This is a genomic window from Acanthopleuribacter pedis, from assembly GCF_017377855.1.
GTDB classification, from domain to species: domain Bacteria; phylum Acidobacteriota; class Holophagae; order Acanthopleuribacterales; family Acanthopleuribacteraceae; genus Acanthopleuribacter; species Acanthopleuribacter pedis.
This window is the reverse complement of sequence record NZ_JAFREP010000013.1, coordinates 159,113-181,353: the sequence shown is the minus strand read 5'-3', so window position 1 is coordinate 181,353 and position 22,241 is coordinate 159,113. Positions and strand designations below refer to the sequence as shown.

The window sequence follows — 22,241 nt, the reverse complement described above, 5'->3', positions numbered from 1 at the left end:
GACATCTTTTTAATGTCTTCCTGTTTTCCGTTTTTGTTGTCGTATTTTGTTGCTTAATTAACTGGTGAAACCTCACGTTCGCTGACCCACTTTGTTTCGAACAGCCGCGAGCATGCTGTTCCTCGTGGTTTTGCAGGCGAATGTCCGGGTTTCGGAGGCTTTTTCATGGTACCTGTTTGGATACTTTTGTTCCCGACCCTTCTGTTTGGTCAGGGAGCCGATCCCAATTTTGAAACGATTTCGAAAACGAAGAAACCGTCCGGCGTGAAGGGCGGTATTTACAACATGGCCAAGGGGCTCCACGTTTTATACGGAACCCACGATCTCGCAAACATTGATCAACTGTACGAGGCTGTGAATCTGGTTCACAAGGGCGCGCGTAAAATGGAAGTCGCGTCGCCTTTTCCCAAGCTACCTTCCAACTATAAGAAGGATCGGGAACGCATCAAAAAGGACCCTTTTCTGCGCGGGGTTATTTTCAGTAACCAAGCGCTGGCGGAAGCCTTAAATACCCAAGATACCGCGCAACAATTGGCCAATTTGCGACGCTTATTCCGTGAACAGCCTGATCATTTACCGACCCTGGTCGCGATTACCGAGGCGCTGTGGGCAACCGGCGAAACTGAGGCGGGCAATGATTTTGCCGCCGCCATCGCCGCGGTCGTTCCGCCCGAAGCATTTGTTCCTTCGGCGTTGGTGACGGCGGAATTAACCCGTAAATCGCGGTCGTTTAAGGAAGGCCGCGAGCTTTTGGAAAAGGCTGCCAAATTACCTTTTGGCCAGGCGAAGCAGGTCCATCAACGCCTGGAACGGTGGGAGCGGGAACGCACGGCCGCGTCCACGGATCTTGCCGCGCTTTATGACATGCACGCGGAAGAAACACTGACGGGGTTGGCCAAAACGGATCCCGAGGCTTTGTTTTATCTGGCCAAGATTAAATCGGATCAGCGGTTGCCACTCGCAAGTTTTAAACTCCTGGATAAAGCAATCAGAAAGAAGCCCGATCTTTATGAGGCTTTGGCATACTATTACTCGGTCAAAGGTGCCGAACTAAGCGATCCTTACCCCACGCGAATTCATGCCAAACGCGGTATGAAAAAAGTTGGCGAGCACCCGGTTTTTTTGACCATGATTGCGCGACGTAATCCCCAACTGTCTGTCGAGAAACAACGTCAGATGCTTGCCCGTGCAATTGAATTGGATGCGACCTATCTACCCGCTTGGCGTGCGTGGTTTTTGGTACATCGCGATGCCGCGCCGGCTTGGCGCCGCGAGCAGGAGCAAAAACTCATGGCCGCCAACGTCGATTCGCCGGAGGCGCTCCAGCTCTTGTTGGAAGTGCGTCTGAAAGTTAAGGACTTTGATCAGGTTGATCAACTGGTTGTCGCCGCCATGGCTTTGGCGCATCAAACACCGAGCTTACTTTCTAAGTGCTTGGACACACTGCCGTTTGTGTCGGACCAGGATCTCAAGAACCGTTTGACCTTGGCTGCCGTTCACCAAGCCGTGACTTTTGCGGGTAAGTTCCAACATTTCAAGGCCGCTGAGTTTGTCGCCAAGGCCGCGCGGCACCAAAAGGAGCGGCCGCGGCTGTCTCTTCTTGCCGCCAATTACTACTACCGCGGCGGATTCCGCGGTGATTCCGTGGCACATTACGAAGCGGCATTGGCTGCCTTGGGTGAGTCCGCGGCCTTGTACGAACTCATTGGTGACGGCTACTTCGATCAGGACAAAATGACCAAAAGCATTAAAGCCTACAACCAAGCGCTCAGTTTGGACGAGACGCGACCACTGCCGCCCATGAAAATCAAGGAAGCCGACAAACGCATTAACCAAAAGGTGAGACAAGGCATTGCCGATGCCTTGACCTTTTTGTCCTTTGCCGGCGGCGCGATGCACGGTCACTTCGCCGTTCCCATGCGCCACAAACGCTACAATTCGCCCGCGGTCGCCAAGGCCGACTCCCTGGATGAATATCGCGAAAGCCGCGGAGCCTATGGGGTTTCCGAGACTGAACCGATGTTAATGCCCCTCTACAACCAAATTCTTGATTGGGAAGCGGCGTACAACGTCGAACCGGTTGAACAGAACCGGTTTTAATCCGAAGGGACCTTCACCGATCCAGAAGGACCGGTGAGGGTCGTCCCGCCGATGCGGTTGCCGGTTGCGTAATCTTTGGCGGAATTCTTGTCTTTAGGTATAATTCTGCCAATGAATACCAAACGTCGCATCCTCTTTGTCATCTACCCCGGCTTCGAAATTCTCGATATGTCCGGGCCGGCTTCCGTTTTTGCCAATACCAATGATCGGATTGAACAATCCGGTTACGAGATTGTGGCGGTGTCCGTCGATGGTGGCTTGGTCACCTCCGGCGCGGGCTTGGGTGTTCAGGCCGTTGCTTTTGCGCAAATCACCCTTCGCGCCGACGACACGCTGCTTGTCGTCGGTGGGGACCGTGAACCCTTGGTCGCGGCGGCACGTGATTGGCGTCTGTTGGCCCGACTGATTGAGTCGGTTCCCGTGGTCGCGCGTTTCGGGTCCATTTGTTCCGGTGCCTTCATCCTGGCCGAGGCGGGGCTGTTGGACGGTCGTCGGGTTACCACCCACTGGCTGGGTTTGGCCGAAATGCTGCGTCGCCATCCGCGCGTTCAAACGGAAACCGAGGCTTTGTATGTGGCTGACGGCAATCTTTGGACCTCGGCCGGCGTTACCACCGGGATCGATATGGCGCTGGCCATGGTTGCCGAGGACCACGGACCCGCGGCGATGGGTCGCGTGGCCCGCGCTTTGGTTGTCTACGCGCATCGACCGGGAAACCAGTCCCAGTTCAGCACCTTACTCGCCGATCAACTCAGCGCGGGTCATCCTTTTGCGGCGCTTCCGCCCTGGCTGGCCGCGAACCTGCACCGCCCGCTGCGGGTGGAGGATATGGCCGTGGAAATGGGCATGTCGGAGCGCAGTTTCTACCGCCGCTTTACCGCCGCCTTTGGGTTAACGCCCTCGAAGTATTTGGAAAAAATCCGTCTGGCGCGCGCCAAAACCCTGCTGGAACAACAGATGGGGATTAAAGCCGTGGCCGAGGCGGTGGGTTTCAAGTCGGAGGCCGCCTTTCGCGGGGCCTTTAGCAAAAGCTTTGGTCTGTCGCCTTCGATGCACCAGCGCTTACATCGGCGTGATGCCGCCCAATCTGTGCCCGCTTCCTAACATTATATATAACCCCAACTTTCGCCAATCGGTTTCCTCCAACGGAAGGAACCCATCATTTGAGGACTTTATGAACCCATTTTGCAAACGATCCGTGTGGCCGCTCGCCCTTGTTTTTATCTTTGGTACACCCCTTTTTGCGGATCGCGTCTTGTACCATCGCGTCGCGATTGATGCCACCGGAGACCAACCCCTGGTCCATGTGGAACGCGCCTTTGAAATTACCAGCCAACCGGGCATGGCCTTGGGACAGATTTTTATTCCTGAAAGCGCTCGGGTCACCATGAACCATTTCGCCGGAACCCTGTTCGAGGGCACGCGCCAAGACCCGGCCGGCAAACCCAACCTGCAGAAGCAGGGAAGCTACAGCCGCGCGGGCATTGAGGCGCACGACACCTGGGCCGTGCTGGTGCCCGGTCTCAAGGTCGGTACCCGTTTTGAATACCGTTACACGCTGGTCGTTTCCGACCTAATGTTCCTGCCGCCGATTACCTTTGACAGCGCTTTTGCCGTTGAAGAAACGCGGCTGACGGTCACAGCCAAGCCGGGGGCTACCTTTGATTTCGCCCTCTTCAACCCGGAAAACCTCCGTTACACCACCGGCCGAGAAAGCCGTGACGGTGCGTCTGTTTGGACGCTCGAATTGGCGGCGCTTCCCGCGCCCGAATCCGGGAACCATGCTTTTCGGGTGCATCCGGTTGTCGGGAACACCGAAACCGGGCCAGGCTGGGGTCGGATCGCCGCGTTAATGGTTGACCTCCACGAAAACCGGGATCTTCAGCTTTTGCAGGACTGGCTCGCTGAAATCAAACAACACGCCGATGAAACCGCCAAGGTTCGCGCGGCCTACGCAATGGTGCGGGATCGCATTCGTTACCAAGCGGTTAACCTCGGCGATCACGATTACCGGGCGGCGCCGCCGCGGGACGTTTTGCGTCAGGGTTACGGCGATTGCAAAGACAAAAGCTACTTGCTCCTCGATTTGCTCGGTGCGCTCGGCATCGAAAGTTACCCGGTTTTGGTGGCGGCCGAACCTTTTCCTTGGCCGCAAAAAACGGCACCGGCCCTGACCCTGTTTAACCACGTGATTGTCGCGGTGCCGCGCGCTGAAGGTTGGTGGTACCTCGACCCCACCGCGGCCGCTTTATCCGCCGATCATTTACCCGCCATGGATCGCGGCGCCCATGCGTTGTTGCTCCAGGGTGAGGGGCGTTTGCTTCAGTTGCCCACCTCGCCGGGTGATCGCGTTGCCGCCGAGGTGACCGGCACCGTTATGGCGGGCACCCCGGCTACGGTGACCTGGGATGTTTCGGTTCGATTTGAAGGAAACCAAACCGCTGTTGCGCGTGCTGCTTGGGCAAGTGGTCGCGATCTGGTTCCCGATCAACCCTTGCGTTATCTCATCGATGAACTGCTCGCGCCACGTTTGGCGAACCAAGTGGCTCCCACCCAAGCCGATTTGGTTCGCGAGGGTGATGCCCTTCGACTCACCTTTTCATTGACCGAATCGCTCGATACCTTGGGTGAGGTGGTGCTTGTCCCGCGATCCCCGCTGCTTTTCTATCAATTTGACCTAAGCAACAAACATCTGCATCTAAGTGATTTACCCCGCTGGAGCCAGGAGGTTCATTTTAAAGCGGGGAAGGGGTTGGCGCCGCGGTTCGGCGAGCCGTACCACGCTGGGATGAAAAGCGAAACGCTTGATTTTGGTACCTCACGCGATCCAGATTGCACCTGTGTGCGGGACCGCCTGCATGTCAAAAAGCGGCGACTGTTGTTGTCGGAGGCCGGCTTGGGTTCGGTACTCGACCAGATCAATCATGTGAATCAAGCCTTTCTGAGCTTTGTCAAAACCGGGGGTGGTGCATGATGGGATGGTCCTTATTCTGGTTACTTTGGGTTGCCGGGCCTCCGGCGACGGTCCAACTTGACGATGTTGTGTTGGAACGGTCCATTGCGTTCACCATGAAGCGTACCTCGGTTTTTGACAGTTCGACCAACGCGGAACGCATCGATGTTTGGCGCATTCGCGTCGGCGATGCGGCTGTCTCGCGTTTCGGCCATGTTCCTTTTGACGAGGGCGGGGAAACCTTGGAAGTGACTGTAACCGATGGTGCCGGCAACAAACGCACCTATCAGCCACCCGCCCAGCCCGCCCGTGATGATCTCGGTGCTGACTGGTATGGCTTCGACAACAGCCAGGTTGCCGTGATTGAAGGTTTGAGCGACGGCTGCCTGCTGGAAATCCGCAAAGTGCGGCGTTGGTCGGCTGAGCGATCCTTTCGTGCCTTGTTCTTGCTCCAAGATGTGGTGCCGATTCAAAAGCTCAGCGTGCAGGTGACCGTTCCCAAAAGCATCGCGCTGCACTTTGACGGTGAACCTTTTGACGAGCGCACCAAGGGAGAGCGGCGTTTGTTTTCCTATGAGCGCGAATCCGTTCCGGCGTTGGCGTGGGAACCTTTTGCCGCGCCCTTACCGCAACGGGTGAAACAAACCCGCATGATCCACATTGGGCGGGCGGATCAGCGGGAAAAACGCGCCGATCTGATGGATCTTCAGGTGCAGTTCCGTTTACACACCGATGTCGTCAACAGTTTCCGACCCACGAACAGCATGGGGCTGTTGCGGCTTTCACGGCGTTTGACCCGGGGGGAAGCCACACCCTTGGCGAAGTTACAAGCGCTGTACCGTTATGTCACCCTGGACATTCAGGACCGCGGTGTGCGCAACCAAATGTTTGAAACCACCGAGCAAGCCATTGCCGGCGGTTATGCCCATCCCCTGCAGAAAACGGCGATTCTTCAGTCTTTGGCGGCGGGCATCGGCCTGGAAGCTGAGGTCATGCTGGTGCGAACCCGGGAACGGGGGACGCATGCACGGCCGGTTTTTGTGATCGATGAGTACATGCCCTGCTTGCGTTTTGAATTGGACGGACAGCTGTACTACGCCGCGCCTTATTGGAAGCAGCCGCGGCTGGAGATGCTTCCCGAGGCTTTGGCCGGGGCGGATACCTTGCACCGGCAAGCGGATGGGCGGGTTGTCGCGGGACGTTTGCCGTTTAACCCAAGCGCCTCGCCGGCGGTTGAGGAGAAGCTGCATATCCGCCAGACCGGCGACGGCCGTGTCGAAGTACTTCACAAACTGGAGCTGGCCGGCGACGAGGCTGCTGATTGGCAGCGCTTGTGGCGCGAAAGCACCCCGGCCGCCTACCGAAGGGAAATCGCCGCCCGTTTCGGTGTCGGCAAACGCGGGTTCCTGCTGGGCGAGGTGAGCGTTGCACAAGAGGGTCGCTCCCTTACGGTTCAGTACCATGCCGCGCCGGCGTCCGTCGTGGGGCAATCCTGGGATGTGTACGCCTTAGAAGATTGGTTTCTGTCGCGGGTCGGACCGCCGGCACCCGTTGCGGCGCGGCAAACCGCGTTTCACGAAAGCGCGCCGATTCGTGTGAAACAGGCGCTGGAAATTCATTTCACGGCAAATACGCGGCTCCTCAGCGCCGCCGGCCGAAAGGCTTTTGACAATGACTTTGCAACCGTAACCGCGGAAATTGTGCCCAAAAAAGACGGTTTGAGCTACCGCCTCGAGAGTTTGGCCAAGCATCCCGCTTTGCCCGCTGATTCGGCCCCGGCCTACCAAGCTTGGGCCGAATTTTTCACCCGCGAAGCACCACGACGCATTGTTTTGGCGCGGGAGGAACAGTAGGTTTCCGGTAGTTGGTGCCTGTTGGGAACTTCCGCTAGGTTTGCCGCGGGCGTATAATAAAGCCTCACCTTTAGATCAAAACAGCCGGCCTTTGGGTCGGCGTTTCCAACGTGGAGGAGGCGACATGCGGTACCTGTGGTTGTGTCTGTTTGTGGTTTCGGGGACCTGCCGGGCCCAGGAACAGAGTGATTTATTGCTGCCCTGGGTTTCGCGCAACAGTCAGTTCGAAAGTTTGGTGTTTGTCAACAATCCCACCGACATCCCCGCGGAAATGACCCTTCGCGCCGTGCGGGCGAACGGCGAGGCGGGAACCTTTTCCACCACCATCAACCCACGGGGTTCGCTCAAGGCGTTTGTGCGCGATTTATTTCCCGACATGGGCGAGGGGAGCGGCATGGCGATTCGCGTGACCTCCTCCACCCGTGACCTGATCGCGGGTTGGGTGACCAACAACCTAGACGCCCCCTCCGGGCGTTCACCCTCCCAGGGGTTGGCCGTACCGGTCAATCTGTCGCCCAGCGACGAAATCGGCCAGGCCTTGATGATCGGGCACTTGCCGACCACCAATGGGTTCACCGCCGCCCCCGTGATTGTGAACATCAGCGAGAACCCTGCCGATGTGACGCTTTACTTCTTTAACAACAACGGCGATTTGTTGTTGGCCGACCGCACCACCTTAACCGGTCTCGAGCCGTTTCGGCCGTTTGCCACCGTGGTGACCCAGTTGCTGCCGGACGTCACCGAGGACGTGGTCCTCATCGCCTACACCGAAACCGGAACCTTGGCGGGTTGTGGTTTTGTGTTTAACAGTGATTTGGAGCCGGCCATCGCCAACGCGCGTTCGGTTGGTTTCAATCCGCCGGACGCGACCCAAAAATAAGGTCCATGTGACCGTTTACGGGCACAACGAGGATCGTTGGGCCAACGTGGTCGGTACCTTGCCCGCTTCCCAAAGTTACCGCGATAATTTGGTGGAACGGTTGCAATTGATCCCATCACACGGCGCTGCTTTGAACTGGCAGAGCGATCATGTGGTGCTGGAAGCCATACTGGACTTTGAGAATCAGGTTGACCAAAGCAACACCAACGACAAAAACATTGTGCGCTATTTGGTTGAGGATTTGGGTTTCAGCGTGGATCCCCACGCCCACACCAGTTATTGTGCCGATGTTGCCGAGATCATGGGCCCTTTGGGGATCACGCCGTCCAATGTGTTGGGCGGTGTGCGCCATGTGGCATGCGGTGGCGACTACCTCGGTTTCCTGTCCTTGTTGGACTGGCATCGTGAGGCCGGCATCAATGGCGCGGGTGATGTGCCGGGTCGTGATTTCCCCTAAGCCCTGAGGCGGCCGGGTGTTTTGTCGGGTCCGGCGATGGGTGGGCATTGGTACGATGATTTCAGCGTCGGTGTGTGGAAACCGGGCGCCGCCGGTGACTTCTTCACGCACGATCCCAACAGCGAGATCGTCTACATCGGCCAGGGTTACCCCCACGACGTGAGCAATTTGGGACCGACCCAGGCGAGTGGGGCGACCGTGTACGCGGAAAACGGCGCCTTCATCCAGGAGTTGGTGGGGAAACGCCAAGACGGTAGCTTGTCCGCCGACGGTTTTTACACCGCCTCGATCCACGTGCGCGACAACCGCATGATGCGCGACGGCGGAACCGAAATCGATGTCAACGCCGGTTTGAATCAGGTGCTTTCCACCTTGGCCCCGGTGGTCGAAGCGGGTTGGATTGAATACCGAACCTACGGCGAAGTGGCCGGGATTTGGCGGGACCAATACGGCGCGTAACCCTACCGCGTCGATTTCGACCCATTCAGTACATACCAACAGGTACGCGACCAAGCCGAGGCCTTCTGCAAGCAGTAGGCACCTCCCGTCCATCCGTGTGGCCCGTGTTCCATCTTGAACCGGTCCGCGCGGGTGATTCCCAGCTGGAAAAAAGACCCAATTCAAGTCCTTCTTGCGCGGGGCCTAGCCCGCATTTCTCACGAGGATTCGTCGCGAGAAGCTGAAAGCCTTGTGAGTACGAAGATTACGACCAAGCGCAAACGGAGTGGGGCCGACCCTTCGGCGTAGCAGCGCTACGTCGCGTATTGCTCGATTGAGTAAAGCGGAGGGCCGCCCCCTCGTAATCGCATGGCTTGCCCCGCGGCAGAATTCCTTGTGAGAAATGCGGGCTAGGTTTTGGAAATGGACCTTGGCGACATGTAATTTTGATGAGTTAAATATTTGGTTTGTTATAAAAATTAACAAAGCGTCTTGTTGTAGCGGTGTGAATTGTGCAAAATGAATGACAGGCAGCGATATTATAAAGTCTGTCGAATTTGTGTTCTTACCTGGTTTTCTGTTTTTTACCTGGCACGTATTTTTTATTTAAAACCATCCCTTTTCTGTTTTGTGGCGCGGTGTAAGCCGCCGCCCGCCGTCATTCAAACGGAACGGAATCCGTCTATGGTGTGAGGAACTTTTTGAACCATTGCCTTTTTCTCTTGTCCCGTGTTCTTTTTTTGCTGTTTGCCGGATCGCCCCTGCCGGCGGCCGACGCACCCGAGAGCCTGCCCGGGGCCGATTGCGGTGCGCCGGCTGTGTTGTGGGATCAGCGCGTAACCCTTGACCCCGCGCTGGGTTTGGCGGCGCAGATGCCGGAAGCCTGGCGTCCCTTCCTGCGCGAGACCCTTGATCCCGATACCGGTGATGTGCGCTGGTTGATGGACCTCGGCCCGCGCAAGTTGATGATGTTTAACCAGGCCGAAATCGCCGTGGTCGGCACCGGACCCTTGCCCCATCTCGAAATTCGCAGCGATTGTGAGATTTACATTCAAGAGGGCAGTGGGATTCGCTTGGAGGGCCGCCGCGGTGGACAGCTTGTATTAATCGCACCCGGCGAAATTCGGGTTGACGGTTACCTGGAAGCCGCCGCCGAAGATGCCGCGAGCCGTATTGCCGTTATCGGCAAGCAAGGTCCGATTTTAACCGGGGCCGCGTCGCGTATCCGAACCCTGGGGCGCACCGCCGTCGCCCAAACCCTTCGCTTGCAAACCTGCATCGGTGCTATCGGCCTGGGTGGGCGGATCGAATTGGCTTACCAAGCGGGCGCCCAAGCCGGCGAGGTCTCGGTGATGACCGGGGCGGGTCGCATTGATATCGACGGCGCGACCATTTACGAACAGGAGGGCCCCGCCGTAACCGCCGCCTCGGGGATCCACATCCGTTCTGGCGATACCGCGATACCGGGTCGTTTGCAGATCAGTGCCGGCGGCGACCTCACCGTTTACGGCCTGGGTTTTCCCTGGAAGGACAACCCACCGAGTTTTGACACCGAACGCAGTCGCGGCACCTTGTCTGTTGAACAAGGCGGCTCGGTTGAACGTGGCGGCGCGCTGAGTTTGGTGAGTCGGGACGGCAGCCTGTACCTGCACGACTTCGCCGTGGATGTGGCCAACCCGCACAACGGAGCAACCACCGTTGCACTTCACGGCGGCCAAGATGTGGTGTTTGCCGATAACGGTGCCGCCAAGGGGCGTACCAGTGTGGATGCGCGCGGCTTGGCCGGCCGTGGCGCCGCGCTTTCCGTCCAGGCCCACCAGGGTAAAGTCGTGTTGCTCGAAGGTGTCGCCCTGGATGCGCGTGGCAGCGCTGAAGCCGAAAACGGTGTGATCCGCTTTCAGTCTTGCGCGGGGGTTTACAGCGCGGGGAATCCGCGGCCCGCCGCCGAACAAACGACCTTGTGTGACACGACGCCACCCCTGGCGGAAGACACGGCACCAACTTTGGCGCCCGCAAGCTTGCCGGTCGGTACGACCGACGCCGCCTATCGCGTTGTTTTGCGCGCGGACCATGCGACCGGCCTGCCCGCTGCTTTTTCTTTGGCTCAAGCACCGGTTGGTTTGGTCTTGGATGCTTGGCGCGGGGCGCTTTTCTGGGAACAACCGGTTGCCGGCATCCATGCCTTGTCGGTTCAGGTTGGTGTGGGTTGTGTGCAGACGCGCGTTGCGTACCGCCTGGAGATCCGTGACCCGGTTCCCAACCGCCCGCCGGCGTTTGTGTCCGAGCCCGTGCTAGATGCCCAGGTCGGCTTCGCTTATGGCTACACCGCGCTTGCCGAGGATCCCGAGGGCGAACCTTTGGTATTTGATTTAATTTCGGGCCCGTCCGGTTTGACCGTCGCTGAATCGGGTCGGGTTGCTTGGATCCCGGGGCCGGGCCAAGCGGGCGTGCACGAGGTTGTGTTGCGTGTCAGCGATCCCGAGGGCGCAAGCGACGCGCAATCTTTTGGGGTCTCCGTTGCCGCCGCGCCCAATCAAAACCCGCGCATCACCTCGGCACCGGTTTTGACCGTTCACGCGGGTGCCGGTTATACCTACGCCGTGACCGCCGAGGATCCCGACAACGATGTCCTTCATTTTGTGCTTGTGGCGGCACCGGCCGGCATGACCCAGGACCCCGACACCGGCGTGATTGCTTGGGTTGCCGGCGGCGACTGTGCAATCGGTCCCGTCAACGTACAAACCCGTGTCGCGGACGGCCGCGGCGGTTTTGACCTGCAAGCCTTTGCCCTGAATGTCGTGCGGGATGCGGATCCTGTTGCCTATACCTTCGTGGTGGATCGCGCCGCCAACGGCGCGCGCCTCGTCAACGAAAGCGATGAATCCAATAACCAGGCCGTGCTGACCGTTCAACCCTGTTCCGGTTGGACGCCGCGGGACCACACCCACGACGGCGACGCCCACGAATTTCCGCCAACCCCCGCCGTGGCCGTGCCTAGCGGCACCAGCGCGGACATCGCCAAGGGCATTCCCGTCGCGGGCGTGGATTTGCGCGTGGCGGGATTTGATCGATCCGGCATGGTGGTTGACAATGCCACCTTGGCCCGTTCCGGTTTTCTGCGCGTTCAGGTAGAAAACAACGGCCTCCAGGCGGTCACCGAGGCTTTTGAGGTGCGCCTCTACGAGGACCACAACGACAATGGATCTTTTGATTCCGGCGATGAACTGCTCGGCACCCAACAAGTGGCGTCCCTTGATGCGGCCGAGGCGGCCTGGCTGACCTTCCCGCTGGAGGGCGAAGCCTTGTTTGACGGCAATATTCTGTATGTCGATCTGGATGTCGCCGGCCAGGTCGCTGAAGCCCGCGAGGACAACAATACCCTGCATTCCGGTGCCTTCTTTGAATACCGCCCGCCCGCCGGGTTGCTCCTACCCGAGCTCGCCTGGAAATGGACCAATAGCGAGGACAACGGCCGTTTCGCCAACGTGGAAATGGCGCCGCTGGTGTTGAACCTGACCGACGACAACGGCGACGGGCGTGTGAACCAAAACGATGTGCCCGATGTGGTTTTTGTCGGCGGCGATTGCGGGCGCCCTTATCAGGCCAAACTTTTTGCCTTGGACGGTCGCGACGGCTCGTTGCTGTGGGCTTCCGATCCGGCCGAGGCCGTGGTACGCGGCTGTTTTAACATTGCCGCCGGTGATTTAGATGGTGACGGCCTGGTTGAAATCGTCGCCTTGGGCGGCGGTGCCGCGTTGCACTATTTTTATATCTTCGAGCATGACGGTCGCTTGAAAACCCGTTCCGACATACTCCCCGAGCGCGCCCCCGACAGCGGTGTGAGTCCCAGCAGTTTTGTGCTCGCCGATTTGGATGGGGACGGCCGCCCCGAAATTCTGTTCGACACCTATATATACGATCACGAGGGCCGTTTTTTGGTGCATGGGCCCGGCGACCCGGAGCGTCAGAACACCTCGATTGCCGTGGATTTGGATTTGGACGGAACCCAGGAAGTGCTTTACGGTCCCTACGCCATGCGTTTGGACGGCTCGCTGGTGTGGGATGTATCCGCGGATTTTGCCGATCCCACTGCCAATTTTAGTCTGTTCCCCGCCGTGGCAAATTTCGACGATGATCCCTACCCGGAAATCATGATCCATGGTCCGACGCGATCTCGCCCCAACGGCAAAGTGGCGATTTTCGAACATGACGGTACGCTAAAAATCAAAGGGACGTACTTCAACAGCTTGCTCCGTGGCGGTGGCCCGCCCACCATTGCCGACTTCGACAATGACGGCGAGCCCGAAATCGGCATTGCCTCGCGCTTCGAATACGCCGTCTTGGAAAGCGACCTCAGCCTCAAATGGTCGTTGCCGATTCGCGATAATTCTTCCGGTTATACCGGTTCGACCGTGTTCGATTTTGAAGGCGACGGTCGTGCCGAGGTCGTCATGCGCGATGAGTTGCACCTTTACGTACTCGACGGCGAGACCGGGTCCGTGCTGTTCCGTGTGCAGAACCCTTCCGGTACCTTGACCGAGTATCCCGTCGTCGCCGACGTCGACGGCGATGGTCGTGCTGAGATCGTGACCACCCAAAACAACTTCAACGGCAACGGCGACGAGCTGGGCATTACCGAGTTCGGTGTTTTTGTGTACGGCGACCTGCTCAACAACTGGGTGAACGCGCGGCCCATGTGGAACCAACATGCCTACGCCGTCGCCAATGTGAACGACGACGGGACCATCCCGGCCCGGCCCGACTTTTTTTGGCAAAACCCCGCCACCAACCTGTATCGCGGCCAGCTTTCACCCAGCCTCAACCCCACTGCCGCGCCCGACCTCACCGTGTCCCGTGTTCGTGAAGAAAGCTGTGCCTGCCCCGAGCAATTGCGCTTTCGCGCGCGCATCGGCAACGGCGGCAGCGCCGCGGCCCCTGCCGGGGTGCCCGTCTCCATTTATGAAGGCACCCCGGGCCGAGGTGGGCGTTTGCTCGGGGTCGTTTACAGCTCGCGTATTTTGGCGCCCGGCCAATTTGAAACCCTTCGGTTTTCCGCCGCGCCTGATACCTGCTTGCCCGCGCCGCCCACCATCCTGTCCACCCCGAGCTTGCGCCACCCCCAGGGCAGCTTGTACCGCTACCCCGTGACCCTTGCCGGTCGCGAGGGCATGACGCCGACCCTTGAATTGCTGAACGGACGCAACCCGCTGCATCCCAACACCCCGTTCCTTCGCGTTGACGCCGCATTGGGCGAGGTCCAAATCTTGCCCACCGCCCTAGTTGGTTCCTATCCCATCGCCTTGCGGGTTCACGACGGTTTTGGCGGTTACGACGTGCAGGTATGGACCGTCGAGATCGTTGACAGTGGCAATGTGGCCCCGGTTTTTACCTCCGAGCCCGTCATCGAGGCGTCCCACAACATCGAATACGGCTATACCCTGACCGCGACCGACGCCAACGGTCACGCGGTCACCTTTTCCCTGATTGAGGGTGACCCTGACATGCACCTTGATCCCGACAGCGGTGTCTTGCGTTGGGTGCCCACCCGGAGCGGGTTTGACCGCGGGGTGGTGGTGGAGGCCCACGACGGTCGCGGCTTCCGGGCCCGGCAGTTCTTCACCATTCGGGTGCGCAACCTGTCGCCCGTGTTTACCTCCGAGGTTCCCGATTTGGTCGAATTGATGGTCGGCGAACGCTGGACCTACCAGCCCCGCGCCGAGGATCCCAACGGCGATCCCATCGTGTTTTCCGTCGGTAACAACGACAACGTTCGTTTCGATGAGGCGACCCAAACCCTGGTGTTCGAGGCTGTTCGCATTTCCAGTGGCGGCGTCACCCTGTTTGCCGACGATGTGGGGCAGTCCGGCCGCACGACCCAAAGCATTCCGTACCGCGTGCTCGCCGACCCCGACAACGTCGCGCCCGTGGTGACCTCGACCCCGATTACCGAGGCCTTTGTCGGCGAACCCTATCGCTACCAAGTGATCGCCGAAGACGCCGACAACGACACCTTGTTCTACACCGCCCTCGCGGCCCGGCCGGGCATGGCGATTTCCAACACGGGTCTCTTCACCTGGCACCCCGAACAGGCCGGCCGTTTTACCGTGACCCTTGAGGTCGACGACCGTCGTGGCGGCGTGGTGCTCCATCAATACCGGCTAGAGGTGTTCGAACGCGTCAATCAGGCGCCCGTGTTTACCGATTTACCCAGCAACACCCTGTTGCCGATCAACCAGCCCTACCAATTCCAACTCGCCGCCGCCGATCCCGACGGCGATCCCGTGTCCTTTAACTTGGCCGACGGCCCGGCTGATGCGCGCATCGATGCCGACGGCCTCCTTACCTGGACGCCAACCGCCGTGGGCGCCTTCGATTTCGTCGTCGCCGTCCGTGATCCCCACGGGGCGGGTGAACAGGCCGGCTTCAGCTTGAGCGTCGTTGCGGACAATGGCGCGCCCACCCTGACCAACCTGCCCGGGGACCTCGCGGTGATTCAGGGCGAAACCCTTGCGTTTCAATTGACCGCCGTCGACCCCGACGGTGATCCATTGGTGTTTTCCTTGGAAAGCGGACCCACCGATTTGACCCTGAGCGAGCTTGGCTGGGTGAACTGGGTCCCAACCAGCTTGGGTTCCTTTACCGTGGTGGTGGTTGTCGCCGACGGTCGCGGCGGTCAAGCGTGGGGTGCTTTCAGCATTGAGGTTCTGCCGCCGCCAAACCGGCCGCCCGTGTTCGCGTCAAGCCCGCCGACCGATCCCGTTTATCTGGGCAACCCGTTTTACTACCAGGCCTTTGCCTATGATCCAGACGACGACCCCGTGTCCTTAACCCTGGAAACCGCCCCTGCCGGCGCCGACTTGTCCGCGCGCGGTTGGGTTACCTGGACACCCGTGGACGTGGGGACCTTCCAGTTCGTGGTGCGGGCCGAGGACAACCGCGCGGGGTTTGCGCGCCAGATTATCACCATGACCGTTGCCCTGCCACCCAATACCGGCCGGCCGCACATCGTTTCCGTGCCGCTGCAGGTGACGCGGGTCGGGGCGCCGTACCACTACCAGGTCGTGGCCGAGGACGCCGACGGCGATCCGCTGACCTATTCGCTCACCGAGGCGCCCGCGGGGATGACCGTCGATGCCGACGGCGGTCGCCTGAGTTGGACACCCGACGCGGACCAAATCGGGGAACACACCATTACCGTTCGGGTCGAGGACGGCCGCGAGGGTTGGGGCGCGCAAACCTTTAGCTTGCGGGTCACCCCGGAGCCCAACAACGCGCCGCGTTTCACCTCCGAACCCACCTCGACCGTGCCGCAAGACCAGCCGTGGGCCTACACCTTGATCGCGACCGATGCCGACGGCGATCCCCTACAGTTCCAATTGCTGGAAGGGCCGGAAGGGATGACCTTGGACGAGGGACGGCTGGAATGGTCGCCCACCGCCATGGGCGTGTTCGCCGTGCTGTTGCAAGTGACAGACGCCTTTGGCGGCGAAGATCTGCAGCGTTTTGACTTGACCGTGACCGATCCCCTGGGGAACCGTGCGCCGGTTTTCATCAGCCGACCCAACCTGGCCATCACGGTGGATCAGGCTTGGTTTTATTCCTTCGAGGTGACCGACCGCGACAACGACGCCGTGACCTTTGCCTTGGTTGCCGCCCCGGACGGGATGGCTTTGTTGGGGCAAACGCTGAATTGGACGCCCGACACCCTGGGTTTTGCCGAGGTGATTTTGGCCGCGACCGACAGCCAGGGCGCGCGTACCGAGCAAGCCTTTACCCTGACCGTGCAAGCGCTGGGGAATCGCCCGCCGCGGTTCACCTCCGAGCCCGTCTTGACCGCCGAGGTGGGACGGCTTTACCGTTACGACGCCGCGGTGGAAGACCCCGATGGGTACCCCATTGAATTCAGTTTGCCGCAAGGCCCCGGCGAAATGGCGCTCGACCGTTGGCGTGGCATTGTGAGCTGGACACCGCAAGCCGGCGATCTTGGCGAACACGAGATCACTTTGATCGTGGCCGACGCCCACGGCGTCGAAGCCCGTCAACCCTACACCCTTCGGGTGGTGGATCCCGGTGATATCACCGCGCCTGTTATCGGGTTGAACTTCAGCCAGGCCGAGCTGACGCTTGGCGAAACCTTCTCCTTCCGCGTGGTGACCCCCGACCGCGACGACATCCACACGCTCGAAGCGCGCTTGGCCGACCGGATCGTGCCGCTCGACGACCTGGCCGGTGTTTGGGTGGCCGATGTGGCCGGCCGCGTGGCCCTGTCCGTGGTTGCCCGCGATGCCGTCGGCAACGAGCGCCGGGCCGAGGCCGAGATTTTTGTGCGCGACCCCGCCGATACCACCGCGCCCCTGGTGGCGATCCATGCGCCGGATCGCGACGGCACCGTCACCGCGTCGACCGACGTCGTCGCCACCGTCTTGGATGCGCGCCTGAGTCATTGGACCCTGGAAATCACCCGCGTGGGTGAGGCCTGTTGGCGCACCATCGCGGAGGGCCGCGAGGAACTCGACCGCGGCGTCGCCGGTGTGTTTGATACCAGCCTGTTGGCCAACGGCATGTACCATCTCCGCTTGAGTGCCGTTGACGCCGGCGACAACATCGTCGGCGACCAGGTTACCCTGGTGGTGGCGGGCAACCTCAAGGCCGGCCGGTTCGAGATGGGCATGCAGGACATCGCCGTGCCCTTGCAGGGGATTCCCGTTTCGCTGAACCGGCTTTACGATTCCAGTGACAAGTGCCCCGGCGATTTCGGGTACGGCTGGCGTTTGGCCGAACCCGATGTACAGGTCAACATCACCATGGGCCTGTTTTGGGAGCTGGACAAACAGTATTTCTGTGTGTTGTCGGGAGGGGCCGTTCAATATCCGCCCTATCCCTATTGCCTTGGCTTGGAGCTGCCCTATTACTGCGTGGCCGATTCTTTCGCGCACTACGTGTCCGTGACCATGCCGGACGGAAGCACCGAAACCTGGGATGTGAGCCTTGATCCCATCGGGAGTGCCGAGCGGGTGTGTGTCGAGGTCACGCCGCCGCGCGCCATGCAACTGGTGTTCACGCCGCGGCCGGGGACGACCTCGCGACTGGAAGTGCTCGACCAGAATACCTGGTACTGGGCGCCGTTTGAAGGGGAGGACGGCACCGTCGACTACCAACTGGTCAACGACGCATTCCAGGTAATGGATCCCAAGCACTTCCGCCTGACCACCGCCGACAACATCGAATTCCTGATCCACAAGGACGAGGGCCTGCGCGCCATTCGCGATTTGGAAGGGAACCGCGTGGACTACAGTTATTGGGGCGTGATGCACAGCAGCGGTGTGGGTATTCGCTACGAGCGCGACGCCGAGCGGCGCATCATCCGCGCAACCGATCCCGAGGGCCACAGCGTGCGCTACGACTACGACGCGCGCGGTGACTTGGTCGCCGTGACGAACCGCGAGGGCCACACCACGCGTTACCGTTACGACGACAACCACAACCTGATCGAGGTCGTGGACGCCCATGGCGATGTCCCCGCCAAGTTGATCTACGACGGGGACGACCGGTTAATCGCGATGGAAGACGCCTACGGCCGTCAAATTCGCTATGACCACGACATCGAGGGACGCCAGGAGCGGGTTACGGATCGCAACGGCGTTCAACAGGTTTATAGCTACAATGATCGCGGCAACGTGGTACAGCATACCAACGGGCTGGGGATCACCACCCTTTACGACTATGACGCCAATGACAACGAAACCCTGTTCGACGAGGCCGTCGGTACCGAGTTGGCCCGTCGCACCGAGCGGACCTTTGACGAGGCCGGCCGGGTCCTGACCGAAACCGATCCAGCCGGGCGCGTGACCACCTACGAATACGACGAAAACGGCGATGTGACCTATTACGAGGCGCCGGGTGGGTTCGTCTACGATTTTGATTACGATGAACGCGGGCGCTTGGCTTACCTGGTGGATCCCTTGGGGCAGGAGACCCACATCCGCTGGGAAGGCTGGGAAAAACAAATCACGGGGCCGGGTGGTGCCGTGCGTTTTGAGCGCCATAGCCGCCTGGGCCGCTTGCGTGAAAGCGTGGATGCCGCGGGCAATGTGACCGAGTATTTGACCGACCATCGCGGTCACCAACTGAGCGAGACCCGCTACCGAACCTTGCCCAACGGTGAACGCGAGGCCGTGCATACCGAAACCCGCTATGACCGCGAGGGGCGTTGGCTGAGCCGGGTCGATGCCTTGGGGCACGCGTCGCGCCGTGAATACGATGCCAACGGGCGAATGGTGTTGGCGCGGGACGCCGCCGGACGGGAAACCCAGGTTCGTTATTCACCCTTGGGTCAGGAGGTTGCGCGCCTTTTTCCCGACGGGACCCGCATCCTGTACACCTACGATGGGGAAGGGCACCGCATCAGTGAAACCAATTCCTTTGGTGCGGTGCAGCGGTTCGAACGGGATGCCGCCGGACGGATGGTAAGCGCTCGAGACGCTGTTGGCGGGGTGACCGCCTACGAATACGATGCCTTGAACCGGCAGACCGCGGTGGTGGATGCGATGGGACGCCGTCGGGAAACCCGCTACGACGTTTTGGATCGCGAGGTTGCCGTGATTGACGGGGTCGGTGGTACAACCGTCACCCAATACGATCCCGCCGGTAACCCGACGCGGCGGATCCTGCCCAGCGGGCGCGAGATCGGTTTCAGGCACGACGCCAAGGGTCGCAAAACCCACGTGTTCCACGCCGACGGAACCGAGGCGCAATGGATTTACGACGCGCGCGATTTGCTCGTGCGCACCATTGACCAGGCGGGCCAGGTTACCCGTTACGGTTACGATGTGCTGGAACGACTGACCAGCGTCACCGACCCATTGGGCGGCGTGACCTCCTACCGTTACAACGAAATCGGCCAAAAAGTGGCGCAAACCGATGCCGAGGGGCGCACCACCGAATGGCGTTACGATGCCTTGGGTCGGGTGCTCGCGCGGATCTTGCCCAACGGCGCCGCCGAGGCCTTCACCTACGACGCCGTGGGTAACCGCCTGAGCCACCGCGATTTCAACGGCCGGACCTTTCACGAGACCTACGACCTGAGCGACCGCCTCGTGGCGCGCCGTTTCGACGACGGTACAGCCTTCCGGTTCCACTACAATGCCGTCGGTTTGCTCACCGGCAGCGAGGGCCCGAGCGGTTCGAGAAGTTACCGCTACGACCCAAGCGGACGGCTCCAGCGGGTCGACGCGTCACGCGGCACCTGGCTGACCTACAGCTATAACGCGGCCGGCGAACGCACCGGGGTGACCACCCCGTTCGGCACCACGGGTTACGCCTTTGACGCGGCGGGCCGGCTGTCCCGGGTCACCGCGGCGACCGGCGAGGTGTTCACCATCGGTTATACCCCCGACGGCCTGCGCGAGCGGGTCGAATACCCCAACGGCAACGTCCAGAGCTATGGGTACGACCGCATGAACCGCATCGAAGCCATGGACTTGGTGTCCTCGGACGGTACCATGCTTGCCGGCTATACGGCCGGTTTCGACCCGCGTGGTAACCGAACGCGCTTGACCGATCACACCGGCGCCGTCCACGGTTACGGCTACGACGCCCTCTCCCGTTTGGTAGAGGAAACCGTCTCGGCCCCGGTCGAGGGGCTCGACCTGGTGCTGGGTTACCGTTACGACGCCGTCGGGAACCGCACCCGTGTCGAGAAAAACGGCGTGGTTTACCTGTCCGAGTACGATGTCAACGACCGGCTCGAACAAAGCGAAGACGAAACCGGCACCACGCGCTACAGCTACGATGCCGCCGGCAACCTAACCCGCGAGGACCGCCCGGACGGCAGCGTGGTATACGAATACGACCGAGCGGGCCGATTGGCGCGGGCGCTGACCGCGCAAGGCAGCGCGGACTACCACCACGACGTTTCCGGCAACCGCATCGCGATCACGCGGGCTGGTGTCCGCACCGACTACCTGGTCGACACCAATAGAAGCTACGCGGCGGTTTTGGCAGAGATCCAAGCAGATCGCGGCCCACCCATCGCCACCTACACCTTCGGCTCAGGCATCCTGGCCCAGCACCGCGAGGGCGTCGCCGCCTTCCACCACCACGACCCGCACCACAACGTCACGGCGCTAAGTGACGCGACGGGGGCGATCACGGACCGCATCCGCTACGAGGCCTGGGGCACCGAACTCAGCAGCCCGGGCGACACGCCCAACCCGTACCGCTACAGCGGCGAGCGTTTCGACGCGCACACCGGCTGGTACAACCTGCGCGCACGCCAAATGGCGCCACGCCGGGGCCGCTTCACGACCATGGATCTGTGGCCGGGCCGCGACGGCCGGCCCCTAACGCTCAACAAATACCTCTACGCCGAAGCCAACCCGGTCATGAACATCGACCCCACGGGTTACTTCAGCCTCGCCGACATCAGCGCCGCCAACTCAATCCGTGATGCTTTGCAAGACATCCAAATCAATACGGGAACACAAATTCTTGATGCTGGACTGGGGAAAAACGAAGATGAGATGTCCCGAGAGTTTTTAATTTCTACAGCATCGTTGCCTGCACTTTCTGCGATGAGTTTTCTTTTTCGAATGGGGCCGAAGATAGAGAAGGTTAAAGGGTTTAGAGGTAGTTTTAGTAACTCAATTGGGGGTCAAGTAACAGGTGCAAGCTGTGTAGAGTGTGCGCAGAAAGCGGCCAAAAAGTTTGGTTTATCGACAAGCCCTTCCTCAGATGGAAAGGTTGGAGTTGTTAATGCGCTTCCTGGTCAACCAGGTGGAAACCATTGGGTCTTTATAAAGCCCGATGGGGATGTAGTTGATGGTGCTTATATAGGGAATGTCCTATTGCACAATGATTGGGAGGTTCCCAAAGGTCTAGAATTCATTGTTGAAGAAGGGTATGATACGTTTCCAAGAGAAGCTTATGATTTGCTACTCGAAATTTTGAGCGATCTGGCCAGTAAGAGGAAGGGGAATTGATGAGGGTGAGGTTTTTTGGATTTAAGTTTGGTGATCCGAGAGAATTTGTAGAAAGACCTGCGCTTTGGTGGGGAAGTCCAAAAGAGGAAGTCTTCTTAAATGAAAGTGATAGTTATATATCAACGGTTATAAAAAAGGATGGGCAAAGATTGACTTTGGAGGCTGTAGTTCAGAGAGTCTTCTTTTTGGAAGAGTTCTATGAGAAATTTTCATCTTTTGAAGGGATAGCAGTTTATGTTTTTCCTGATGCAAAGGATCTTATAGATCAGAGTCTTGAAGACTATAGGGTATTCCAAGCTTGCTTGGAAAATAAAGAGGGTGTGCAAGGCGTAATTCATTTATACAATAGCTGGCATAACCCTAAAGATGGCTTTGTATTGGGTAAAAGTGCCGTTGAGAAGAAAGTTGGTGTAAAACCTTTGATTGAAACTTGTCTAGGCCAAAGAGACGACGTGGATCAAAAGGGAAGTTTCTTAAAACTGATTGAATATATTAAAAATGAATATAAAGGCCGAGTGTAGTAGGTCTCTCTTTTTTGTGCGGGCGAAATGGCGAAAGGCTATGATTGAAGTAAAGATAC

General features: G+C 59.6%; 9 protein-coding genes. All 9 read left to right on the top strand.

What is annotated here, in order from left to right; all coding sequences use genetic code 11:
* Positions 1–165: 165 nt before the first annotated feature.
* The 9 genes from J3U88_RS14220 (at position 166) to J3U88_RS14180 (ending at position 22,182) form a co-directional block, all read left to right on the top strand.
* Positions 166–2,100: a tetratricopeptide repeat protein gene (locus J3U88_RS14220; protein WP_207859530.1), complete on the top strand. Its 1,935-nt coding sequence runs from the start codon at positions 166–168 to the stop codon at positions 2,098–2,100.
* A 111-nt stretch (positions 2,101–2,211) separates the two neighbouring features.
* Positions 2,212–3,204, top strand: coding sequence for a GlxA family transcriptional regulator (locus J3U88_RS14215; protein WP_207859529.1), 993 nt, complete (start codon positions 2,212–2,214; stop codon positions 3,202–3,204).
* Positions 3,205–3,274: 70 nt separating this feature from the next.
* A complete protein-coding gene (locus J3U88_RS14210) occupies positions 3,275–5,074 on the top strand; it encodes a transglutaminase domain-containing protein (RefSeq protein WP_207859528.1) in 1,800 nt (599 codons plus the stop codon).
* A gap of 71 nt (positions 5,075–5,145) precedes the next feature.
* Complete coding sequence (locus tag J3U88_RS14205; protein WP_207859527.1) at positions 5,146–6,906, top strand: hypothetical protein; 1,761 nt, start codon at positions 5,146–5,148, stop codon at positions 6,904–6,906.
* 124 nt (positions 6,907–7,030) lie between these two features.
* A complete protein-coding gene (locus J3U88_RS14200) occupies positions 7,031–7,786 on the top strand; it encodes a hypothetical protein (protein WP_207859526.1) in 756 nt (251 codons plus the stop codon).
* A gap of 7 nt (positions 7,787–7,793) precedes the next feature.
* Positions 7,794–8,243 carry a hypothetical protein gene (locus tag J3U88_RS14195; RefSeq protein ID WP_207859525.1) on the top strand — a complete coding sequence of 150 codons (450 nt, stop codon included), beginning with the start codon at positions 7,794–7,796 and terminating at the stop codon, positions 8,241–8,243.
* 36 nt (positions 8,244–8,279) lie between these two features.
* The gene (locus tag J3U88_RS14190; RefSeq protein WP_207859524.1) at positions 8,280–8,702 is read left to right on the top strand and encodes a hypothetical protein; all 423 of its coding nucleotides are present in this window, start codon (positions 8,280–8,282) and stop codon (positions 8,700–8,702) included.
* A 680-nt stretch (positions 8,703–9,382) separates the two neighbouring features.
* Positions 9,383–21,661: a putative Ig domain-containing protein gene (locus tag J3U88_RS14185; protein WP_207859523.1), complete on the top strand. Its 12,279-nt coding sequence runs from the start codon at positions 9,383–9,385 to the stop codon at positions 21,659–21,661.
* A complete protein-coding gene (locus J3U88_RS14180) occupies positions 21,658–22,182 on the top strand; it encodes a hypothetical protein (protein ID WP_207859522.1) in 525 nt (174 codons plus the stop codon). Before J3U88_RS14185 ends, J3U88_RS14180 begins: the two co-directional genes overlap by 4 nt.
* Positions 22,183–22,241: the final 59 nt, after the last annotated feature.